The organism is Aminobacter sp. HY435 (assembly GCF_027568395.1).
GTDB lineage: Bacteria > Pseudomonadota > Alphaproteobacteria > Rhizobiales > Rhizobiaceae > Aminobacter.
The window spans coordinates 96,386-114,483 of sequence record NZ_JANKZL010000002.1; the positions used below are offsets into that span (position 1 = coordinate 96,386).

The following is an 18,098-nucleotide window of genomic DNA, read 5'->3' on the forward strand; positions in this document are numbered from 1 at the left end:
AGATGACCACTGCACCCTACCCCTTTTCGGCCCGCCACATCGGGCCCGGCGCGGCCGATACCCGCGCGATGCTCGCCGCCATCGGCGTGCCTTCGGTGGAAACGCTGATTTCGCAAGCCGTGCCGAAGTCGATCCGGCTCGACCGCGCGCTGAACCTGCCTGCGCCGGCGACCGAGCATGAAGCGCTTGCCGAGCTCGGCGAGAAGATGGGCCGCAACAAGGTGCTGAAGAGCTTCATCGGCGCCGGCTATCACGGCGTCAATGTGCCGCCGGTCATCCAGCGCAACCTGTTCGAGAACCCGGCCTGGTACACCGCCTACACGCCCTACCAGGCCGAAATCAGCCAGGGCCGCCTTGAGCTGCTGTTCCACTTCCAGACGCTGGTCGCCGAACTCACCGGCCTGCCGGTGGCGTCAGCATCGCTGCTCGACGAAGCAACTGCCGTTGCCGAGGCCGTCGGCATCGCGCTACGCCATCACCGCGACAAGCGCAGCCGCGTCGCCCTCGCCGGCACCCCGCATCCGCAGACGCTCGATGTCGTGCGCACCCGCGCCGAACCGCTGGGTACCGACATCGACGGCGAGACCATCGACGACAACACCGCTGCCCTGATCGTCTCCTGGCCCGACACCAATGGCGTCTATGGCGACCACAAGGCGGCGATCGAGAAGGCCAAGGCGGTCGGCGCCATCGTCATCTTCGTGTCCGACCCGCTCAGCCTGACCGTCACCGACGCGCCCGCCAGCCTCGGAGCCGACATCGCCGTCGGCTCGATGCAGCGCTTCGGCGTGCCGATGGGCTTCGGCGGCCCGCACGCCGCCTATTGCGCCGTCTCCGACAAGCTGACCCGCCTGATGCCGGGCCGCCTCGTCGGCCAGTCGGTCGACAGCAAGGGCCGTCCCGGCTATCGCCTGGCGCTCCAGACGCGCGAACAGCACATCCGCCGCGACAAGGCGACGTCGAATATCTGCACGGCGCAGGCGCTGCTCGCCAACATGGCGGCATCGTTTGCCATCTGGCACGGCCCGGCCGGCCTGCAGGCGATCGCCGAACGCGTGCATGGTCTGGCTAGCCGCCTGGCCGAAGGCCTGAAGGCATCAGGCGTGACCGTGTCCGGCACCGAGCGATTCGACACCGTGACTGTCGAAGCCAAGGGCAAGGCTGAAGCGATCGCGACAGGGGCCGAAAAGATCGGCCGCCTGCTGCGCGTTATCGACGCCGATCATGTCTCGGTCGCCTTCGACGAGGCCTCTGTAGAGGCCGACCTCGACGCGATTGCCGCGCTGTTCGGCGCAAAGGCGCCCAAGGAAGCCAAGCGCGCACTGCCCGGCAAGCCGCGCGGCAAGGATTTCCTGACCCAGCCGGTGTTCCACGAAAACCGCTCGGAAACGGAAATGATGCGCTTCTTGCGCCGGCTCGCCGACAAGGACCTGGCGCTCGACCGCGCCATGATCCCGCTCGGCTCCTGCACCATGAAGCTCAACGCTGCAGCCGAGATGATGCCGGTCAGCTGGCCGACGGTCGCCAACCTGCACCCCTTCGCGCCGACCAGCCACTCGCTCGGCTATCGCGCGATGACCGACGACCTCGAAGCCTGGCTGTGCGAAATCACCGGATTCGATGCCGTCAGCCTGCAGCCGAACGCCGGCAGCCAGGGTGAATATGCCGGCCTTCTGGCGATCCGCCGCTATCACCACGCGCGTGGCGAGACCCAGCGCAACATCTGCCTGATCCCGTCCTCGGCGCATGGCACCAACCCGGCAAGCGCGGCCATGGCCGGCATGGACGTGGTGGTCGTGCATTGCCTCGAAGATGGCGACATCGACGTCACCGACCTCAAGGTGAAGGCCGAACAGCACGCCGACAAGCTCGCGGCATTGATGTTCACCTATCCGTCGACGCACGGCGTGTTCGAGGAAGGCGCCCGCGACATCTGCGAGATCGTCCATTCCCACGGTGGCCAGGTCTATTTCGACGGCGCCAACCTGAACGCGATGGTCGCACTTTCGCGGCCTGCCGACATCGGCGCCGACGTCTGCCACATGAACCTGCACAAGACGTTCTGCATTCCGCATGGCGGCGGCGGCCCCGGCGTCGGCCCGATCGGTGTGAAGGCGCATCTCGCGCCCTTCGTGCCGGGCCATGTCGAAGCCGGCAGCGCGCATGCCGTCTCGGCTGCGCCCTTCGGCAGCGCCTCGATCCTGCCGATCACCTGGATGTACATCCGGATGATGGGCGCTTCGGGCCTGAAGCAGGCGACCGAACAGGCGATCCTCAACGCCAACTACATCGCCACCAAGCTCGAGGCGCACTATCCGGTGCTGTTCAAGGGCCGCAACGGCCGCGTGGCGCATGAGTGCATCCTCGACACCCGCGTTCTGAAGGACCGCGCCGGCATCACGGTCGAGGACATCGCCAAGCGCCTGATCGACTACGGCTTCCATGCGCCGACCATGTCCTGGCCGGTCGCTGGAACGCTGATGGTCGAGCCGACCGAATCCGAGCCGAAGCGCGAGATCGACCGCTTCATCGAGGCGATGGCGGCTATCGCGGCCGAGGCTGCCAAGGTCGAGAAGGGCGAATGGCCGAAGGATGACAATCCGCTGGTCAACGCCCCGCACACGGCAACCGAGACGCTGGCCAGCGAGTGGAAGCACCCCTACTCGCGCCTCGAGGCCGCCTATCCGGGTGGCGATCCAGACACTGTGGCCAAGTACTGGTCGCCGGTGTCGCGCATCGACAATGTCGCCGGCGACCGCAACCTGGTCTGCTCGTGCCCGCCGCTGACGGCGTATCTCGGCGCCGCCGAGTAATCCGCGCGGCCAACACCCTCATCGGCGGCGTACCTCACGGGCGCCGCCGATTTGACTCCTACCCTTGTTCAAATGCTTCCAGGCCGCACTCGGGCGGTTCGCCGGCGCAGTCAGGCAATCAGCAGCTCCGGCTCCCTGTATGTGTCGCTGCCTGGCGTCTCGGCGGTGGCGACGCGGTTCCTGCCGGCTCGCTTGGCGGCGTAGAGCGCGGCGTCGGCGCCGAGCAGCATTTGCTCGAGTCTCCTGATATCGTCGTCACCCAGGCATACCCCGATGCTGACGGTGCTCCTGAGGAGACCGAGCTTGGTGGCGACGACTTCGGCGCCGAAGGACGCACCGATCTTGCGCAGGATCTCGTAGGCGTCCAGCGCGCTCACGCCGGAAATGACGATGGCGAATTCTTCGCCGCCGAGCCGGAACACCTCAATGCCGTCACCGGCATAGCGCCTGACGACGTCGGCGAACCGCTGCAACACCCGGTCGCCGACCGCATGGCCGAAAACGTCGTTGGTTCGCTTGAAATGATCGAGATCGACCATGGCCAGCGCCATTTGCCGGCCGAACCCGGTGTCGCCATGCAGCGAATTCAGGGCGCGTCGGTTCATCAGCCCTGTCAGCGGATCGGTAAGCGTTTCCTCGGTCAGCCGGTTCTGGGTGCGCAGGTGGTGGAAGGAGATGGTCAGCGCGCCGAGCGCGGTCATACAGGCGACGACGACGACCGTGTTCAAGTCTTCGGCCCAGTTCCTGGGCACGCTGCCAAGCACCCACTGCTTCTGCTGGACGATGACGAAGGCGCACAGCGCGAACGATATGGCGCTGCTGCCGGTGAGCAGCGAGACTGGGGCCAGCACGCGGCGATCGACCTCAGTGCTGGTCCAGAAGGCTGCCGCCGTCATGACAAGAATGCCGGTCACCGCCAGATAAGCGATGACGAAACCGACGCCGTCGAAACCCGCTGCGGTCACCACCACCGTCAAGACGATGACGGCGGCCACCGGCAGGGCCGCAGGCTTCGCCCAGCCACGTTCGATGTACTGGTCGGAAGAGGTGAAAACGACGAAGAAGCCGGCGACAAGAAGCGCCAGCATCGCCTGCGCGAGCCACGGTGAGGCATCGCGTCCGTAAAGCCAAAAGGCGATGACATGGGAGACGAGAAGTAGTATCCCCACGGCCATCGTGAGAACGAAACGGGACTGACGCGCCGTCAGCCAGATCGCGACGAGCGTTCCGCTCAGGCATGCACCCGACAGGGCTGTGGCGAGCAGGAGGGAACCAAAGTCAAGCACGGGGGCGCGGCCTTCCTGATGTCCGAATGTTCGGGCAGCAGTTATTGGGCATTCAGGTTAGCCGCAACCTTACAGACCCGCTTCAATCGCCGTCTGGTCGCAGCGATTTCGGTTAGCGTTTACGAAAGGTTGCGCTGCCCTGGCCAATTTGGGCATATCGAACGGGCCGTGTACGAACAGATCAGGAACTGTTGCCGGAGCGGCAAAACTGGCAAACTCGACAAATGATTCGCAACACGGAAAAACCGTAGTGAGCATGGACGACAGCAACGACCTCTTCGGCAATCTCGACAAGCAGCCCGCGCGCCCGGTTTCACGCCCTGCGGATCCATTGGTCGCGGCGGCTGCTGCAGCCAAGCGCGCGGCGCCGGTCAAGGACGCCAGCGACAGCTACAGCGCTGCCGACATCGAGGTGCTCGAAGGCCTCGAGCCGGTGCGACGCCGTCCGGGCATGTATATCGGCGGCACCGACGAAAAGGCGCTGCACCACCTCTTCGCTGAAGTCATCGACAACTCCATGGACGAGGCCGTGGCCGGCCATGCGACCTTCATCGAAGTCGAACTCGATGCCGAGGGTTTCCTGACCGTCACCGACAACGGTCGCGGCATCCCGGTCGATCCCCACCCGAAGTTCAAGAACAAGTCGGCGCTTGAGGTCATCATGACCACGCTGCATGCCGGCGGCAAGTTCGACTCCAAGGTCTATGAGACCTCGGGCGGCCTGCACGGCGTCGGCGTCTCCGTCGTCAACGCGCTGTCCGACCAGCTCGAAGTCGAGGTAGCGCGCGGCCGACAGCTGTTCCGCCAGCGCTTTTCGCGCGGCGTCCCGCAGGGCGGGCTCGAAAGCCTGGGCGACGTGCATAACAGGCGCGGCACCAAGGTGCGCTTCCATCCCGACCCCGACATCTTCGGCAAGGGCGCGCATTTCGAGCCGGCCCGCATCTACAAGATGGCTCGCTCGAAAGCCTATCTGTTCGGCGGCGTCGAAATCCGCTGGAACTGCGATCCGGCGCTCATCAAGGAAAAGGACGAGACGCCGGCCAAGGCCGTGTTCCATTTCCCCGGTGGCCTCGGCGACTATCTCAAGGCCTATCTCGGCGACGAGATGCAGGTCACCCGCGAAATCTTCTCGGGCAAGAGCGAGAAGCAGAGCGGCCACGGCTCGGTCGAATGGGCCGTCACCTGGTTCGGCGGCGACGGCTTCGTCAACTCCTACTGCAACACCATCCCGACAGGCGACGGCGGCACCCACGAAATGGGCTTCCGCAACGTGCTGACGCGCGGCCTGCGCGCCTATGCCGATCTGGTCGGCAACAAGCGTGCCTCGATTGTCACCAGCGAAGACGTGATGATTTCCGCGGCCGGCATGCTGTCGGTGTTTATCCGCGAACCGGAATTCGTCGGCCAGACCAAGGACAAGCTCGCCACCGTCGAGGCCATGCGCATCGTCGAGACGGCGATCCGCGACCCGTTCGACCACTGGCTCGCCGACAATCCGCAGGAAGCGTCGAAGCTTCTCGACTGGGTGATAGCGCGCGCCGACGAGCGCGTGCGCCGCCGCCAGGAAAAGGAAGTGTCGCGCAAGAGCGCGGTGCGCAAGCTGCGCCTGCCCGGCAAGCTGGCAGATTGCACGCAGAATGCCGCCGCAGGTGCTGAACTGTTCATCGTCGAGGGTGACTCGGCAGGTGGCTCGGCCAAGCAGGCGCGCGACCGGAAGATGCAGGCGATCCTGCCGCTGCGCGGCAAGATCCTCAACGTCGCCAGCGCCGGCAACGACAAGCTGGCTTCAAACCAGCTGATCGGCGACCTGATCCAGGCGCTCGGCTGCGGCACGCGCTCCAAGTACCGTGAAGAAGACCTTCGCTACGACCGCGTCATCATCATGACCGACGCCGATGTCGATGGCGCCCACATCGCCTCGCTGCTCATCACCTTCTTCTACCAGGAGATGCCGCAGCTGATCCGTGGGGGCCATCTGTATATGGCCGTGCCGCCGCTCTACTCGATCAGGCAGGGCGGCAAGGTCGCCTATGCCCGCGACGACGCCCACAAGGATGAGCTGATGCGGACGGTGTTCACCGGCCGCGGCAAGATCGAGATTGGGCGCTTCAAGGGCCTCGGCGAAATGATGGCGGCGCAGCTCAAGGAAACGACGATGGACCCGAAGAAGCGCACGCTGCTGCGCGTCGAAGTCCTCGACGATGCCGAAGAGACCAAGAACGCCGTCGATGCGCTGATGGGTACCAAGCCGGAGCTGCGCTTCCGCTTCATCCAGGACCGCGCCGAATTCGCCGAATCCGAAGCGCTCGATATTTGATCGGAGTGCGGTGATCAGGCCGCCGCTATCGCCAGCGCATGGCCGCGGGCATTCTCGCGCAGCGCGTCGAGATGGATCGACTTGACCAGACCGGCCAGTTCGCCCTCGGTGGCCTGGCCGCCCAATTCCCTTAGCATCAGCCAGCTGACTTCCTGGGCGCCGGCGACACGGCGGCCGTTGGCGACCTCGCGCCAGACCTTCAGCGCGCGCAGTATGATGGCATGGGTCGCCTCGGCAAGACCCGCGGAGCGCAACAGCGCCCGCAAGGCGACATCCTGGCCGCCAGCAAGCAACGCCCTCACCCGCGGCTCGTCTCGGCCAGTAAGCACCACCAGCGCCGCACCGAAGAAATCGATCTTGCCGTGCGCAAGCACGCGAATGATGAAGCTGGCCGTCAGATCGCCGCGCAGGCGCAGATGTTCGACGAGTGCCGCGTGCTCGACGGCATGCGTGCCTTCGATCAGCGTCAGCGAGGCCTTGACGCAGGCGTCGCGGGTGACTCGCTCGGCCCTGGCCGCCCCCATCAACGCAAGCACCAACGGGGCGGTCTTGAGCGCCTCGCCGAGCTTGACCAGCAGAAGATGCCGGCAGTCGGACGGCAGGCGCGGATCGGCTATCAGCGCCTCGCGCACCCCGGCGTCATGGCCGAAACGCTCGGCCATTCGCATGAAGCTGAGCGAGGCGATCCTGGCGCCGTAGTTGCCGATCAGGGCAACGCAGGCCTCCGGCTCGGCGACTTCGGCGATCGCCGCCGCCAGCGACATCGAGACCGCAGGACGATCGGCAATGAGCTTCTGGATGACAACCGGACCTGAAGCGACGCGGTCGATCAGATCGGCATCGGTGAGTAATGGCGAGCGCGCCAGGACCACGCCGGCGACATCCGGCTGATCGGCAGCGAGTGCAGCGATGATCTGCAGCGGCGCATTGGCGCTCAACGACAGCGCTTCGGCCAGCGCGAGGCGCACCTTGGGGGACGGGTCGTCGAGCAGCAGCGTGAGTGCGGCTTCGGCGGCACAGCGGTCCTCGAACGGCAGCTCGCGCCCGACATATGCGCCGGCCAGAGCCGTAGCTGCTGCTGCCCGCTCGCCAACCTTGGCGGTGTCTATCCATCTCAGGAAATGCGAGACCACCATTCGCTTTTCTTCGCCCCCGGCAACACGTGCCCAAACCCGGAATCGACCCTAGGAACAAAAGGTTTACGAACGGTTCACCATATCCGTTAACCCGCTTGCCGCATGGCGTGGCAGCGCCTATCAAACGGTGCAACAGGAGGAATTGCGCATGGCCGGTTTGTATCTTGACGAGTTCGTTGTCGGCCAGGTGATCCGCCACCAGCTCACCAAGACCGTGACCGAGAGCGACAATATGTTCTTCTCGACCATGACGCTCAACCCGCAGCCGCTGCATATCGACTTCGACTTCGCCGCCAGGAGCGAGTGGGGCAAGCCGCTGGTCAATTCGCTGTTCACGCTCGGCCTGATGATCGGCATCTCGGTGCACGACACCACGCTCGGCACGACTGTCGGCAATCTCGGCATGACAGAAACCACCTTCCCTCACCCGGTCTTCCACGGCGACACCATCCGTGTCGAGACCGAGGTCCTGTCAGTGCGCGAATCGAAGTCGAAGCCCGATCGCGGCATCGCCGAATTCGAGCATCGCGCCTACAATCAAGACGGTGCGCTGGTCGCCAAGTGCAGGCGGCAGGCGATGATGTTGAAGAAGGCTGCCTGATGCGTTCGCTGCTGTTCGTTCCGGGAGATTCCGAGAAGAAGCTCGAGCGTGGCTTCGCCTCCGGCGCCGACGTCGTCATCGTCGATCTCGAGGATTCGGTGGCACCGCAAAACAAGGCGCATGCCCGCGCCGTCGCCGCTCAGTTCATCGCGGCCCATCGCGACGCGACCTCGCCCCTGGTCTATGTCCGCGTCAACGATCTCGCCACCGGGATGACCGACGACGATTTGCGCGCCATCATGCCCACGGCACCCCACGGCATCATGTTGCCCAAGTCGAACGCCGGCGTCGACGTCCAGCATCTGTCGACCAAGCTGCGCGTGATCGAGGCAGAGAACGATCTGGCCGATGGGGCGACGCGGATCATAGCCATCATCACCGAAACGGCAGCCGGCGTGCTCGCCACCGGCACCTACGCCGGCGCAAGCGCCCGCCTTGCCGGCCTGACCTGGGGGGCGGAGGACCTGTCCGCCGCGATCGGTGCACGCGCTGCCCGCGACGAGAGCGGCCGCTACACCGACGTCTTCAGGCTGGCACGATCGATGACAATTCTGGGCGCGGCCGCAGCCGACACCGCAGCCGTCGACACGGTCTTCGTCAACTTTCGCGATCCAGAGGCGCTGATGGCCGAGTGCATCGAGGCCGAGCGCGATGGATTCACCGCCAAGATGGCTATCCATCCGGACCAGGTGGCAGTGATCAACGAAGCCTTCACGCCGACCGTCGAAGCGGTAGCGCGCGCGGCATCGGTGGTCGCGGCGTTCGAACAGGCCGGCAATCCCGGCGTCGTCGGCATCGACGGCAAGATGTATGACCGGCCGCATCTCAGGCTCGCCCAGCGCCTGCTGGCCCGGGCGCGCGCCGCCGGATAGTGAACTATAAGAATTTCTGTCAGCTTAGAAGCCGGCTTACGGAGTTCGAATTTGTTTCCGCTAAACATCACTCAGCAGGCGCTGGAAAAAGAAATTCGGGACATGAGCGAGGAGGACTTCGCTCGATTCTTGTATTGTCAGCATATGAGCTCAACATTTATGGCGATACACCAACTGGAGCATACGCTGACTTCGGCAATGCTAATGTGCGATAAGATCAGCGTTGGAAAAGCTCTGCGCGAAGACATGGCTGCCTGGGAACGGCTACTAGCCAAGCAGAACACACTTCAAGACTCCACACTTGGAAGCCTCATCGCCATTCTTGACCGCCATGACATCTCTAAGCAGGACGTAGCATATCTCAAGTGGATTAAGCGCAAGCGCGACCATTTCGTTCATCGTCAATTTCATGATGGTTCCTGGCCGGGAGATTTGTACGCAGAAGACTGCCGGCACGTCACTAGGCGCCTAGTGGCGATACAAATTTGGCTCTCCCGCGCAAACCGTCAGATATGGAAGATTTTCCAGCGCGCTGGTTTCATTGATGTTGAGGACCTCGGAGAAGACGGCCAACTAATCTTCAATACAGGGTTCTGGGAAACGCTTGCTTCGCCGGAGTCGACTTAATCCTCCCAGCGTGGCCGGCGCATCGAGAAGGTGGCGTCGATCGACGAATAATCCATGTAGCCGAGGCGGGCGACGTTGCCGGCCTTGACCGCATCGAACAGGCCTCCGGTGAGGAAAGCCTCGTCGATGTGGACGCCGACCACCTCGCCTATGACGACGACCGCGCCGGTCTCCTGTCCGTTCAGGCCCTTGGGCCGGAATATTTCGGTGACCTTGCATTCCAGCGCCGCCGGCGCCTCGGCGACACGTGGCGGTGCCACCAGCAGCGATGGCGCTGACGTCAGCCCGGCATAATCGAACTCGCTGGTGCCGCGCGGCGCATTGACCGAGCTGCGGTTCATCTTCCCGGCAAGATCGCGGCCGACGATGTTGGCGACGAATTCGCGAGTCTCGCCGGCGAAGGTGGCACTGTCCTTCTCGCTCTCGGAGGAGAACCATACCAGCGGCGGCTTGCCCGACAGTGCGTTGAAGAAGGAATAGGGCGCGAGATTGAGCGCCCCGTCCTTGCTGACAGTCGAAATCCAGCCGATCGGCCGCGGCGACACCAGTGCCTTGAACGGATCATGCGGCAGGCCGTGGCCCTTCGACGGTTCGTAGAACATCGTGTCAGCCCGCCCAGGGGCCGGAATAGTCGGCGTAGAGCTTGGCGACATCGGGGCGCGGCCGTTCCTGCCCGGCGCCTTCGTAAGAGCCAATGTGGACGAAGCCGACGACGCGTTCCTGCGGCGCAAGACCAAGCAAGGCGCGACCTTCCTCGCAGTCGGAATACCAGTTGGTGATCAGGTTGGCGCCATATCCGAGCGCATTGGCCGCGAGGATCAGGTTCATCGCCGCCATGCCACCCGACAGGAACATCTCCCATTCTGGGATCTTGGGGTGCTGCTTGGGACTGGAGATCACACCGATGACCAGTGGCGCGCGCGAGAAACGGCTGAGCTCCTGGTTGCGGCGGCCTTCCGTCAGCGGTCCTTCGCGGCGTTCGGCAAGCACGGCCAGCTTGTTGCCGATCTCGATGCGGGCGTCGCCGCGATAAAGGATGAAGCGCCAAGGCTCAAGGCGGCCATGGTCGGGCACCCGGCTTGCAGCGCGCAGCATTGTCTCTATGTCCGCGTCGGAAGGCGCCGGGTCGCGCAATTCAGGGATCGGTGCGGAATTGCGGGTCAACAAAAGATCGATGATCGGCGATGTCACAGCGCGGGTGCTCCCAGGTTTTTCGGGCTGAAGCGACGCCCGAAAGGCTGCCGCTCTGGCTCGGCGCTTTATTGGAGGATTCCATCACGCCGGAATAGCCTTGAAATTGCCACCGCCTTGGGCTTCAAACAAGGGATGTCTAGGGGACGCTTCCGCTTTTTCGCGCCGATTCTGGGTGCCGCACTGTCACTGGTGCTGGCAAGCTCGACTTTCGCACAGGACGGAGCAGCCGCTATCGACGGGCTCAGCCTTCCCGGCATCTCCGGTTTCGCGCCGCCGCGCAGCGACGAGCCCCTGGCCACCAGCGCGCTCGGCGACGTCACCCTGACGGCCCAGCTGACAGACAAGGGCCAGGACATCAACCGCGGGCTGGTATGGCGTGTCTTCCGCCCGGAAGCCGGGCCTGACGGCAAGCTGCCGCTCGTCGCCTCGGCACAGGGCGGCACCAGCATGTTCCAGCTGCCGCCCGGCAGCTATCTCGTGCACGCCTCCTACGGCCGCGCCGGCGCGACCAAGCGCATCACCGTCGGCAAGCAGGCCAAGCGCGAGAACCTGGTTCTCGACGCCGGTGGCCTGAAGCTCGACGCTGTCCTTTCCGGCGGCGTCCGTATTCCACCGGCAAAGCTCAAATTCTCGATCTTCGAGGCCGACGCCGGCAGCGACGGCGAACGCGCGCTGGTTATTCCGGACGTCGAGCCGAACACCGTGGTTCGCCTGAACTCCGGCACCTATCATATTGTTTCGACTTATGGTTCGGTCAATGCGGTGATCCGCTCCGACATTCGCGTCGAGGCCGGCAAGCTGACCGAAGCCACCGTCGAACACAGGGCCGCCGACGTCACCTTCAAGCTCGTTCGCGAGGCCGGCGGCGAGGCCATCGCCGACACCTCCTGGTCGATCCTGACGGAATCCGGCGATCCGCTGCGCGAAGCCGTCGGCGCCTTCGCCTCCATGGTGCTTTCCGAGGGCGACTACACGATCGTCGCCAAGAACCGCGACCGCATCTACCAGCGCGACCTCACGGTCGTCGCTGGGCGCAACCAGGATGTCGACGTGATTGCCGCCGAGGATGCGGCAATCGACCCCAACGAGGGCGCTGACTGATTTCAGGTGTCATGCCTTCTCGGCAACGCCTTCGAGCAGAAACGGCATAGGAAAAGGGCGGCATCACTGCCGCCCTTTGCTGGTTATCAGGCCGCCTGGATGGCGCGGCGCCGATCCGGCGTCATCGCCTCGTCGACCAGCGAGGCAATCGCCTCGTCGAGGCTCATCGACTGCTGGTCGCGCGAGCCGAGACGGCGGACGTTGACGGAAGCTTCTTCCGCCTCGCGCTTGCCGCAGACGAGAATGACCGGAACCTTGGCCAGCGAGTGTTCGCGGACCTTGTAGTTGATCTTCTCGTTGCGCAAATCCGCCTCGGCCGAGAGACCGGCCGCCTTCAGCTTCGCCACCACCTCGCGCGCATAGTCGTCGGCGTCGGAAGTGATCGTCGCCACCACCACCTGCTGCGGTGCGAACCATAGCGGGAAATGGCCCGAATAGTTCTCGATCAGGATGCCGAGGAAACGCTCCATCGAGCCGCAGATGGCGCGATGGATCATGACCGGCTGCTTCTTCTCCGAGTCCGAGCCGATGTAGAAGGCGCCGAATCGCTCCGGCAGGTTGAAGTCGACCTGGGTCGTACCGCACTGCCATTCGCGGCCGATGGCATCCTTCAGCACATATTCGAACTTGGGCCCGTAGAAGGCACCCTCGCCCGGATTGATCGATGTCTTGATGCGGTTGCCCGAGCGCGCCCGGATCGTCTCCAGCACGTTCGACATGATCTCTTCGGCGTGGTCCCAGGCCTCGTCAGAGCCAACGCGCTTGTCGGGGCGGGTCGACAGCTTGACCGAGATTTCGTCGAAGCCGAAATCGGCATAGGTCGTCAGGATCAGGTCGTTGATGCGCAGGCACTCGGCGGCGAGCTGCTCCTCGGTGCAGAAGATGTGCGCATCGTCCTGCGTGAAGCCGCGCACGCGCATCAGCCCGTGCAGCGCGCCCGACGGCTCGTAGCGGTGGACGTTGCCGAATTCGGCAAGCTTGACCGGCAGGTCGCGATACGACTTCAGGCCGTGCTTGAAGATCTGGACGTGGCCCGGACAGTTCATCGGCTTGAGTGCAAAGACGCGATCGTCGTCAGTGTCGTCGCCGGCGACCGTCACCTTGAACATCGCATCGCGATACCAGCCCCAGTGGCCCGACGTCTCCCACAGGCTCTTGTCGAGCACTTGCGGAGCGTTGACCTCCTGGTAGCCCTGCGTGTCCAGACGGCGGCGCATGTAGCTGACAAGGTTCTGGAACATCTTCCAGCCCTTGGCGTGCCAGAAGACGACGCCCGGGCCTTCTTCCTGGAAGTGGAACAGGTCCATCTCGCGGCCAAGCTTGCGATGGTCGCGCTTCTCAGCTTCCTCCAGCATGTGCAGATACTGGTCGAGCTGGGCCTGGTCGGCCCAGGCGGTGCCGTAGATGCGCGTCAGCATCGGGTTGTTGGCATCGCCGCGCCAATAGGCGCCGGCGACCTTCATCAGCTTGAAGGCGTTGCCGATCTGGCCGGTGGACGCCATGTGCGGGCCGCGGCAGAGGTCGAACCACTCGCCCTGGGCATAGATGTTGAGGTTCTGGTCCTCGGGGATCGCGTCGATCAGTTCGAGCTTGTAGGCCTCGCCCTTGTCGCGGAACACCTGCTTGGCCTTGTCGCGCGACCAGACCTCCTTGGTGAACGGCTTGTTGCGGCCGATGATCTCGCGCATCTTCTTTTCGATGGCGGGGAAGTCTTCGGGCGTAAAGGGCTCGTTGCGTGCAAAATCGTAATAGAAGCCGTTGTCGATGACCGGTCCGATGGTGACCTGGGTTCCCGGCCACAGCTCCTGCACGGCTTCCGCCAGCACGTGGGCGGTGTCGTGGCGGATCAGCTCGAGCGCGCGCGGATCGTCGCGGGTGACGATCTCGACCTTGCCGGACTTGCCCAGCGGGTCGGAGAGGTCGCGCAGCACACCGTCGATCGCGTAGGCGACGGCCTTCTTGGCAAGCGACTTCGAGATCGACTCGGCCAGGCCGGAACCGGTCATCGCCGCGTCGTATTCGCGAACGGAACCATCGGGAAATGTCAGGGAAACGGAATTCAGCAAGATTGTTCTCCTATCCAGTCCCGCAAACGAGCGCGGGTGGTGAAAAAGCCGGATGCGTCCGGCGACGAGCGGTCTTTTAGGGCGAGATTTCAGCGCCGTAAAGACGTTGGCCGAGATGCGACATCGTCGCCCCGGCACTTGGTCGTCAGTTGGACTTGAACGTCATGGCGGGCAACCCGGCGAGAAAGTTCGCGCGCACCTGCGGCCCGAGCAGAACCGGGCTCTTGCCTTCGTTGACGAACAGGTTGGCGAAGACGATCTTGCGGCCGCCCTTTTCGGCCCAGCCGACAAACCAGCCAAGCGGCCTGCTGCGATCGGGCGTACCGTCCTTGCCGGGCAGCCAGCCGGTGCCGGTCTTGCCCGTCACGCGCCACGTGCCGGCCTGGAAATCGGGCAGCACAGCTTCCGTCATCTCGAAAGCCTTGGCCGACAGCGGCAGCGAGCGGTCGGCGATGCCGCGCATCAGGGCGACTTGCTGTTCCGGCGAGATCTTGAGCGACGAACTCAGCCAGGAGTGCGCCAGCCCGTCCTTCTTGCCGCGATTGCCGGAGATGTCCCGGTTGCCGTAGCCGAGGCTGGTGATGTAGGCGGCAAAGCGCTCCTGGCCGAGCTTGCGGGTGATCTGCTGCGAGAACCAGACGACCGAGTCCTTCTCCCAGATCGTCGGATCGACCGGCTTGTGGTCGCGCTTCACCGCCTTGAACTCGGGTTTGTAGTCCCAGCGCGGCGTATGCTCATCGACCAGGATGCCGGCATCGAAGCCCATCAGCGCCAGCGGCACCTTGAAGGTCGAGGCCGGGCTGACCTGCCTGTCGCAGACGCCCTGGCGCGCAAGCGTCGCGCCGCTCGCCGCATCGACGACCAACGTGCATTGCAGGAAAGGCTTGGTGGCGGCGGCCCCGGCCAAGGCCGGAGCTGCACCTGTCAACGTTGCGAGGGTGACGATGGACAGAACGAACTTGCGAGCGAGCAGCATTGCATTCTCCGAGTGGCCGCCGAGGACTATCGAGCGCAGTTGGCTCGAATATGACTGAATTCGGAAAGCCGCCGTTACCCTAAGCAAAGTCGGAATATGCCTGACAGAAAGTTAAGGCAGGTGCAGACGAAGCGTTATGCCTCGGTGGTCTTGCCGCCGATGCGCCAATAGCGCCAGGGCGTGAACCAGACGTAGCGCTGGCCGAGCGCCTCCGGCACCCGGTCGATGCCGTGTGTTCCCCAGGGCCCACAGCGCAGCACGCGAAACAGCCCCATCCACCCGCCGGCCCACAGGCCGTGGCGCGCGATCGCCTCATGTGCGTATTCCGAACAGGTCGGCATGTGGCGGCAGGAATTGCCGATGAAGCCGGACAATGTCAGCTGGTACAGCCGCACCAGCGACGTTCCAAGCACGCGGCCCGGCGTCTTGCGCCATGGCCCCGGCCAGTTGCGGCCGCGCGCAATCGGCTTGTCATGCGAATGGTCGTGACTGTGGCTCATTGGCTCCGCCATCGGGGCAACACCCGACATAGATGTCAATTCCGCCATGCCGACGCAATATCAAGGGCGTGGATGCCGTATTGCTGCGGCGCCGTGTCACGCAAACCAGCCAGGTTTCGCGCGACCGTGAGGGCACGGCCGCTGCGGCGCCTCAAGCTGCCGGGGGCCGGCATCGCAGCGCTTGGCCCGCATCACACCGCTGTCGGTCTGGAACGTCGCTATGCGCAACATGCCTGCGTAGACGTCAAAGATGGTGGACATGGTCTCGTCTCCTCTGCGCAAGGATTAGAGCGCCGCTGGCCGTTCGCCTCAAACGAGTATAACGTCCGCATCGGATAACTTGAGATTATGCGAATGAAGCGCGGGCGCCTGCCTTTGACAGCCCTGAGGAGCTTCGAAGCGGCGGGGCGGCATCTCAGCTTCAGCCGCGCGGCTGAGGAACTGTTCGTCACGCAGGCCGCAATCAGCCGGCAGGTCCGCGAGCTTGAACAGTTGCTGGGCCAGCCGCTATTCCTCAGGCTGCACCGCCGTGTCGAGCTGACAGAAACGGGCCACAAGCTGCTGCAACAGCTGACCAGCAGCTTCGACGACATCGATCAGCAACTGACCGTCCTGACCGCGCATCCGGCGCAAGCCGTCGTGACCGTCAGCGTCGAGCCGTCACTGGCCGCTTCATGGCTGGTGCCACGTCTCAATAAATTCCGTGGCTTGCGACCGGATATCGACATCTCGCTCGAAGTCGACCCCAGACTGGTCGAGTTCCGCCGTGGCCAACCCGAACTCGCGCTGCGCTTCAGCGCGCACAACACGTCGTGGCCGAGATCGGACGCCGAACAGCTTGCACCTGTGATCGACACGCCGGTGATGGCTCCCGCTCTCCTGGCTTCCGGCCCAGAACTCTCCGGCCCTGCCGATCTGCACGGCTACACGTTGCTGCACGAAGAGAACCGCAAGGGCTGGGCGCGTTGGTTCGAGGCGGCGGGGGCGGCAAATCATGCCCTGCCCACCAGAGGCCCGCTCCTTGCCGACGCTTCGCTGGCCAAGCAGGCAGCGATGCTGGGGCATGGCGTGGCGCTTGGCGACCTGTTGCTGGTGCGCGACGAACTCGCCTCCGGAGCCCTGGTCAGGCCGTTTGCGACAAGCGTCGTCAGCGGCGCCTACTGGCTTGTCGCCCGGGACTTGCACACACTTAGCGACGGCGCGCACGCGTTTGCCGACTGGCTGCGGGCAGAGTTCGCCGAAAGCCGCCGCTATCTCGACAATTGCTAGGCGGTAGCTTCCTTGCGCTCGATCTGGCCGATGGCGTCGACCACGGCATCGAAGGTCAGCATCGTCGAATTGTGCCGCGCCTTGTAGTCACGCACGGGCTCGAGATACTTCAGGTCTTCGAACCGGCCTTGCGGCGGCGTGCCATTTTCCTTGAGCATGCGCAGCATGGTTTCGCGCACGGCGCGCAATTCCGCGGCGGTGGCACCAACCACATGCTGGGCCATGATCGACGATGACGCCTGGCCGAGCGCGCATGCCTTGACGACGTGGGCGAAGTCGGTGACCACGCCGTCCTTCATCTGCAAATCGATCGTGACCGTCGAGCCGCAGAGCTTGGAATGGGCCGTCGCCGTCGCATCGGGATTTTCGAGCCGCCCAAGGCGCCCGATGTTCCCCGCAAAGGCAAGGATTTTCGAGTTATAGATATCGTCGATCAACTTTTTTCACTCTGAGTGCGCATTTCGACCATCTCATGTCGATGTCACATCTTTCAATCATCGTCTTCACCCATATATAATGGTGAGGTTCGCGTCCCGACAAGGCACAGAGGAAGCTTCGGGAGCGGACAGAATACGCAGCTTTGGGTACGGCACTATTACGGTGGTCCCTGAAGTGGCTGTGTCCGTTCAACTCGTCCCTGCGTCGACAGGGACTACTGGAGACGCCTGATATGGATGCCGTGATCAAGAAGCTGATGCCCCAATCAGCCTATATGGAAAAGCCTGCCACCGACCGGCCGAGCGAGGCCGAGGTCGAAGCGGCGGTGAGGGTGCTATTGCGCTGGACCGGCGACAACCCGGAGCGCGAGGGGCTGATCGACACGCCGAAGCGCGTGACCAAGGCATTTCGCGAAATGTTCAACGGCTACGACATGTGCCCGGCCGAAGAACTCGGCCGCACGTTCGAGGAAGTGGCCGGCTATGACGACCTGGTCATCGTCCGCGACATCAAGTTCCATTCGCATTGCGAGCACCACATGGTGCCGATCATCGGCAAGGCGCATGTCGGCTACCTGCCGGACGGCAAGGTCGTTGGCCTGTCCAAGATCGCCCGCGTGGTCGACATCTTCGCCCACCGCCTGCAGACGCAGGAAGCGATGACGGCGCAGATTGCCGGTGTCATCCAGGACGTGCTAAATCCGCGCGGCGTCGCCGTGATGATCGAGGCCGAGCATATGTGCATGGCCATGCGCGGCATCCGCAAGCAGGGTTCCACGACCCTGACCTCCACCTTTACCGGCGTTTTCCGGGATACCCCCGAAGAGCAGGTCCGGTTCGTGACAATGGTGCGGGCCGGCGGCCACGGGATCTGATCCCGCTTCGCCGGCGCCCGAATACAGG

At 64.1% G+C, this 18,098-nt stretch carries 17 protein-coding genes; 8 read left to right on the forward strand and 9 right to left on the reverse strand.

Going from position 1 to position 18,098, the window contains the following annotated elements; translation table 11 throughout:
* Positions 1–2 precede the first annotated feature (2 nt).
* Positions 3–2,813, forward strand: coding sequence for an aminomethyl-transferring glycine dehydrogenase (gene gcvP, locus PCJ21_RS03015; RefSeq protein WP_269929904.1), 2,811 nt, complete (start codon positions 3–5; stop codon positions 2,811–2,813).
* Between the two features lie 110 nt (positions 2,814–2,923).
* On the opposite strand, the gene PCJ21_RS03020 is transcribed toward gcvP, so the two are convergent.
* Positions 2,924–4,099, reverse strand: coding sequence for a GGDEF domain-containing protein (locus PCJ21_RS03020; protein WP_269929905.1), 1,176 nt, complete (start codon positions 4,097–4,099; stop codon positions 2,924–2,926).
* A gap of 256 nt (positions 4,100–4,355) precedes the next feature.
* Between PCJ21_RS03020 and parE the strand changes: the two genes are divergently transcribed.
* A complete protein-coding gene (parE, locus tag PCJ21_RS03025) occupies positions 4,356–6,416 on the forward strand; it encodes a DNA topoisomerase IV subunit B (protein WP_269929983.1) in 2,061 nt (686 codons plus the stop codon).
* Between the two features lie 14 nt (positions 6,417–6,430).
* Here the strand turns inward: parE and PCJ21_RS03030 are convergent, their stop codons facing one another.
* On the reverse strand, positions 6,431–7,552 hold the full coding sequence (locus tag PCJ21_RS03030) for a DUF2336 domain-containing protein (protein WP_269929906.1): 1,122 nt from the start codon (positions 7,550–7,552) through the stop codon (positions 6,431–6,433).
* A 127-nt stretch (positions 7,553–7,679) separates the two neighbouring features.
* On the opposite strand from PCJ21_RS03030, the gene PCJ21_RS03035 reads away from it, so the two are divergent.
* Genes PCJ21_RS03035 through PCJ21_RS03045 form a run of 3 tightly spaced genes read left to right on the forward strand, consistent with a single transcriptional unit; the run spans position 7,680 to position 9,652 of the window.
* Complete coding sequence (locus PCJ21_RS03035; protein WP_442865948.1) at positions 7,680–8,153, forward strand: MaoC family dehydratase; 474 nt, start codon at positions 7,680–7,682, stop codon at positions 8,151–8,153.
* A complete protein-coding gene (locus PCJ21_RS03040; protein ID WP_269929908.1) occupies positions 8,153–9,025 on the forward strand; it encodes an HpcH/HpaI aldolase/citrate lyase family protein in 873 nt (290 codons plus the stop codon). Before PCJ21_RS03035 ends, PCJ21_RS03040 begins: the two co-directional genes overlap by 1 nt.
* Positions 9,026–9,076: 51 nt before the next feature.
* A complete protein-coding gene (locus PCJ21_RS03045) occupies positions 9,077–9,652 on the forward strand; it encodes a hypothetical protein (RefSeq protein WP_269929909.1) in 576 nt (191 codons plus the stop codon).
* Here PCJ21_RS03045 and PCJ21_RS03050 read toward each other — a convergent pair.
* Positions 9,649–10,254 (reverse strand): flavin reductase family protein, encoded by a 606-nt coding sequence (locus PCJ21_RS03050; RefSeq protein WP_269929910.1) that lies wholly within the window; start codon positions 10,252–10,254, stop codon positions 9,649–9,651. The genes PCJ21_RS03045 and PCJ21_RS03050 overlap by 4 nt on opposite strands.
* A 4-nt stretch (positions 10,255–10,258) precedes the next feature.
* Positions 10,259–10,843, reverse strand: a complete 585-nt coding sequence (locus PCJ21_RS03055) for a nitroreductase family protein (protein ID WP_269929911.1) — start codon at positions 10,841–10,843, stop codon at positions 10,259–10,261.
* Between the two features lie 135 nt (positions 10,844–10,978).
* On the opposite strand from PCJ21_RS03055, the gene PCJ21_RS03060 reads away from it, so the two are divergent.
* A complete protein-coding gene (locus tag PCJ21_RS03060) occupies positions 10,979–11,947 on the forward strand; it encodes a hypothetical protein (RefSeq protein WP_269929912.1) in 969 nt (322 codons plus the stop codon).
* Between the two features lie 86 nt (positions 11,948–12,033).
* On the opposite strand, the gene thrS is transcribed toward PCJ21_RS03060, so the two are convergent.
* The 4 genes from thrS to PCJ21_RS03080 form a co-directional block, all read right to left on the reverse strand.
* Entirely contained in the window at positions 12,034–14,013 is a 1,980-nt protein-coding gene (gene thrS, locus PCJ21_RS03065) for a threonine--tRNA ligase (RefSeq protein ID WP_269929913.1), read from the reverse strand.
* A gap of 145 nt (positions 14,014–14,158) precedes the next feature.
* On the reverse strand, positions 14,159–14,989 hold the full coding sequence (gene blaOXA, locus PCJ21_RS03070) for a class D beta-lactamase (RefSeq protein ID WP_269929914.1): 831 nt from the start codon (positions 14,987–14,989) through the stop codon (positions 14,159–14,161).
* A 134-nt stretch (positions 14,990–15,123) separates the two neighbouring features.
* Positions 15,124–15,489 carry a membrane protein insertion efficiency factor YidD gene (gene yidD / locus PCJ21_RS03075; RefSeq protein WP_269929915.1) on the reverse strand — a complete coding sequence of 122 codons (366 nt, stop codon included), beginning with the start codon at positions 15,487–15,489 and terminating at the stop codon, positions 15,124–15,126.
* Positions 15,490–15,585: 96 nt separating this feature from the next.
* Positions 15,586–15,750 carry a hypothetical protein gene (locus tag PCJ21_RS03080; protein WP_269929916.1) on the reverse strand — a complete coding sequence of 55 codons (165 nt, stop codon included), beginning with the start codon at positions 15,748–15,750 and terminating at the stop codon, positions 15,586–15,588.
* Positions 15,751–15,843: 93 nt separating this feature from the next.
* Between PCJ21_RS03080 and PCJ21_RS03085 the strand changes: the two genes are divergently transcribed.
* On the forward strand, positions 15,844–16,758 hold the full coding sequence (locus PCJ21_RS03085; RefSeq protein WP_269929917.1) for a LysR substrate-binding domain-containing protein: 915 nt from the start codon (positions 15,844–15,846) through the stop codon (positions 16,756–16,758).
* Here PCJ21_RS03085 and PCJ21_RS03090 read toward each other — a convergent pair.
* Entirely contained in the window at positions 16,755–17,195 is a 441-nt protein-coding gene (locus PCJ21_RS03090) for an iron-sulfur cluster assembly scaffold protein (RefSeq protein WP_269929918.1), read from the reverse strand. The genes PCJ21_RS03085 and PCJ21_RS03090 overlap by 4 nt on opposite strands.
* Positions 17,196–17,428: 233 nt before the next feature.
* Between PCJ21_RS03090 and folE the strand changes: the two genes are divergently transcribed.
* Positions 17,429–18,070: a GTP cyclohydrolase I FolE gene (gene folE, locus PCJ21_RS03095; RefSeq protein WP_269929919.1), complete on the forward strand. Its 642-nt coding sequence runs from the start codon at positions 17,429–17,431 to the stop codon at positions 18,068–18,070.
* Positions 18,071–18,098 lie beyond the last annotated feature (28 nt).

Bases quoted from the DNA above. Each gene is read 5' to 3' on its own strand.
- gcvP (WP_269929904.1), top strand. From the start codon at position 3: ATGACCACTGCACCCTACCCCTTTTCGGCCCGCCACATCGGGCCCGGC.
- parE (WP_269929983.1), top strand. From the start codon at position 4,356: ATGGACGACAGCAACGACCTCTTCGGCAATCTCGACAAGCAGCCCGCG.
- PCJ21_RS03030 (WP_269929906.1), bottom strand. From the start codon at position 7,552: ATGGTGGTCTCGCATTTCCTGAGATGGATAGACACCGCCAAGGTTGGC.
- PCJ21_RS03040 (WP_269929908.1), top strand. From the start codon at position 8,153: ATGCGTTCGCTGCTGTTCGTTCCGGGAGATTCCGAGAAGAAGCTCGAG.
- PCJ21_RS03050 (WP_269929910.1), bottom strand. From the start codon at position 10,254: ATGTTCTACGAACCGTCGAAGGGCCACGGCCTGCCGCATGATCCGTTC.
- PCJ21_RS03060 (WP_269929912.1), top strand. From the start codon at position 10,979: ATGTCTAGGGGACGCTTCCGCTTTTTCGCGCCGATTCTGGGTGCCGCA.
- blaOXA (WP_269929914.1), bottom strand. From the start codon at position 14,989: ATGCTGCTCGCTCGCAAGTTCGTTCTGTCCATCGTCACCCTCGCAACG.
- yidD (WP_269929915.1), bottom strand. From the start codon at position 15,489: ATGAGCCACAGTCACGACCATTCGCATGACAAGCCGATTGCGCGCGGC.
- PCJ21_RS03080 (WP_269929916.1), bottom strand. From the start codon at position 15,750: ATGTCCACCATCTTTGACGTCTACGCAGGCATGTTGCGCATAGCGACG.
- PCJ21_RS03085 (WP_269929917.1), top strand. From the start codon at position 15,844: ATGAAGCGCGGGCGCCTGCCTTTGACAGCCCTGAGGAGCTTCGAAGCG.
- folE (WP_269929919.1), top strand. From the start codon at position 17,429: ATGGATGCCGTGATCAAGAAGCTGATGCCCCAATCAGCCTATATGGAA.